The organism is Pseudomonas sp. SST3 (genome assembly GCF_003325755.1).
Genome location: NZ_QORI02000176.1, coordinates 1 through 3,408, shown reverse-complemented (window position 1 = coordinate 3,408; position 3,408 = coordinate 1). Strand labels below are relative to the sequence as shown.

Sequence of the window (3,408 nt, the reverse complement as noted above, 5' to 3'; positions counted from 1 at the left end):
GATATTGTCGAATACCACTGCCGCTCCGGCTTTTACGAACCAAGATTCGAGGGCGTTGGGCAAGGTGATTCCTGCAACTTGATCGTCAGGCGAGTCATAGCTGAACAGTCCGTTCTCGCTATCGCGTAGGCTTGCAAGAGAGATCCAGTCTATCGGAGGGATACGGTCGCCTGGAGCAAATCTGCTGAAGTTCTTAGGGTTGCGGCAGGCATGGCTGGGTTTGATGTGGAGTTGGCCAATCATTGTTTCGCCTGTCTCCCACAGCTCGATGATGGAGCGTGCGTACAGGTCAGGCCTGTCCATCAACAACGCGTAGAAAAAGGCTGCGGGACCACACAACGAGGTTCGGTCTTGATCTGGATAGGCCGGTAGACGTATACCGCTATCGATTTTTTCCCCATGCGCTCGTGCGATTCGCAATCGAAGCTGTTCAAGGATCTGCTGCTTCTCGAAGGGGTCACCTGTACTTCCTTTTGGATAGCCTCGATCGTTGAAAACGCGTGTGTTGGGTTCGGTACTTTCGAAGTCTTCAAGGATTTTCTCAGCCGTAGCCAGGCGATCATTCACTGACGAAGACGGCGACTTGAAGCTAGCCGGCGGTGCCGTTGTTGCCGTATCGGTGATGGCGCTTTTTGCTTGGCTCTCAGCTGTCAAGCTTGCCGGCGCGGTGGTAGCTCTCAACGCTAGTGGCGCCGGGGCAGCAAAAGCTGCCGTTACAGGGGTGTCCCCAATGATTACGCTTGCTGACCCGCCGATGATGACGTTCCCATGGCCGCCAGTGCTACCGACAGTAGCTGCCGGTAGACCGTTGATGAAAACACTGGTGGATACGGCCCCCTCAATGGCACTTCCACAGGCTGACGTATCGCTCATACGTGCAGCCGGCAGGTTATCGAACAAGACGTTTGGGGAGCCCGTTGCGATGGGGTTAGTGCCATGGCCAGGTAAAGGGCAAGAGGTAGGATCAGTTTGGCGAGCCGCCGGTTTTCCGCTCATGGTGTTGCTCCCTGTTTACGTACACGAATCCTACGCGTGTCGTGCGGCCAGCTTTTGTCGCCATCGCTAAATTGTGGCGATGGTCACTGTCTGCTGTAGGCATCTGGCAGAGCGGGTAGTAGTCGCGGCAGATCACGGTGCCATTTCTCCCTCAACTGCGGGAGATCTGGCCGATTAGCCCCGCATTATGGCTTCAGCGCTTCTTTGCCAGCAGTTCCGAGCGGCCAATCACCTCTCGGCTGCGCTCCGGTTTGCGCGGTCCTGAGAGGCCGGCGTTTTCAATAGCGGTATCCAGGCCGCGAAAGTGTGGAGCAGCTTTGGGGCTGCGCAATGTCTCCATCCCTTCGTTCCAGGCGTGCACCATATGTTTAGCCACATCACGCCAGGCGGGCTCGTTTTTCGCGGCTTCGATTACTTCCTTGCCGACCTCTACGGCGGATTCGCAGAGTTGCTCGACCATGGCAGCGTACTTGCTCGGGGGAATGCTCAGCACGGCTTTGAAAAAGGTTTCCAATGATCGACCCGGTGTCCAGGTTTGTCTTCCTCCTACGGACAAACCAGGTGGGTTGCTGGCGAAGCGCGGGTAGGCTTGAGTGGTGACCAAGTCATAGACTGGGGTAAAGGCCACGTCAGCACGCGAGGTGTAAAACAGCGCGATGTTCTTCGAGTGGCAGTCAGCATTGCGCACTACGTAGTTGGTCAGCAGCTGCCAGCCCAAGTGCTCGCGTTGTGCTTGCAGACGCTCAGCAGGGATGTAGGGCCGTGTGGCATTCCACACCCGCTCGGTGGTGGGAACGTACTTTTCATGGGGCGGCAATCCCAGTAGCCCACAGGCGTCTTCGACGCCGCAGCGGGGGACGCCTTGCTCGTCCACGTCGAAGCGATCCACTACCAGGACCTTGCCGTCCTCGGACATGCGACAGGCAGCTACTGGCACGACATTAAGCCGCGCCAGTACGCGCATGGTGTAGAACTCGTTGAAGCCTAGAAAAGGGGTCGTGTCGTCGGAGCCCTTGATGATGTGCAGGCCGGTGCGCAGGGTCGGTTTGCCTAGCGGCTCCCGAGATTTGGCTGCGTCGGTAGCAATGAACTTTGGGACGACTCCCGAGACGGCTACCCGAGCGTATTGCCGCACCAGTGCGGCGAACCGTTCGCTGGTGTTTTCCGCTTTGAGCAGATGTTCTATCTCTAACGGTGCCATCTCGATGCCAGGCTGAACGCCCTCAGGCGTGACCGAGACTCTACCGATACCGGTGCCTCCCACCACGCCCAGCAGTGACAGGTCGGTGCCATCGAGCAGCGGGCCAAACTCTTCGCGGATAATGCCCAGCAAGTACCCCTCGGGCAGGTTCTGCCGAAAAAATGGGAACAGGTCGCGGGGCCAGCGCCATGCTTCTTCGCGAACCGGCATTGTCAGGCTGACAAAGTCTTCAGGTGCTGTGCCTAGAAGGTATTTCAGCACGTATTCATCGCGCTCGCGATAAAGCTTGGCCACCAGCCTTGAGCTGACGTGGACGTCGAGGATCATGCTCAAGCGCTCCCTGACCGCTGCTCGTTGAGGATGTCTTCAACCGTGCGTTCGTGTCCGGCCTTAACCAGCTTTAGGTCATAGCCTGCTGCTTCCAGCAGCCGAACCAGCGCCGAAACGCTCATGTCGCCTTTGGCCAACGTTTCCATGCGCGCCACGGTGGTGCGCGAGACGCCGGCACGGCTGGCCAGCGTTTCTTGGCTCAGCTTCGCATCACCACGCGCCTGTTTCAGCATCTCGGACACATCGTATAGGGAGGTCACTTGTGGCCCTCGGGCATCGGAAAAAGATGTAATGCCGAATAATGTAGCTCTTGGGCTACATGCGTACAAGCATCGTCAGCATTGGTTTGTGGCTCACGGGCTACAAGATGGACGGGTCTAAGCTTATCTGTAGCTTGAAGGCTACAAACTTCCAGGCGTGACTGGCACCTGCATCGGTATTCCGGCTGAGGGCTGGATCCACCTGGCCGTAACTACACCGGTGCCCCACCAAAGCGATCCAAAGGTCTCGTCGCCGCCACTGATCCCTGTGTAAACGCGCCGTGATTGCCTCGCTGGTGTTGCGCGGCCAATCACAAGCAAGACGTAACGGAATAACTACTACGTCAGCGTAGGTATGGCTGACGTGGTGAAGCTGAATCCGCTATCCACCCACAACCAGAGGAATCGCAATGCTTAAGTGTTTAGAAGTCACGGCCGTCTCGGCATTCGGCGAGAGCCAAAAGCGAGTCATCAACCTTGACCACGTTGTTCAAGTTACTTCTACAGAGGGCGCGGACTGGGGAGGCGGGGCACGTGTCCATCTCTCCAGCGGCGATGCTTTTCAACTAGCTGATAAGGATACGACCCGCATGTTGGAGGCTTTGCGAGGGAGTTTGTGAT

General features: G+C 57.4%; 2 protein-coding genes and 1 pseudogene. All 3 read right to left on the bottom strand.

What is annotated here, in order from left to right:
• Positions 1 to 669: 669 nt before the first annotated feature.
• Positions 670 to 996 (bottom strand): annotated as a pseudogene (locus DQ405_RS27980) (PAAR domain-containing protein); the annotation flags it as partial.
• Positions 997 to 1,189: 193 nt separating this feature from the next.
• The gene (locus DQ405_RS26040; protein WP_168426455.1) at positions 1,190 to 2,524 is read right to left on the bottom strand and encodes a type II toxin-antitoxin system HipA family toxin; all 1,335 of its coding nucleotides are present in this window, start codon (positions 2,522 to 2,524) and stop codon (positions 1,190 to 1,192) included.
• A gap of 2 nt (positions 2,525 to 2,526) precedes the next feature.
• On the bottom strand, positions 2,527 to 2,787 hold the full coding sequence (locus DQ405_RS26035) for a helix-turn-helix domain-containing protein (protein WP_168426454.1): 261 nt from the start codon (positions 2,785 to 2,787) through the stop codon (positions 2,527 to 2,529).
• Positions 2,788 to 3,408 lie beyond the last annotated feature (621 nt).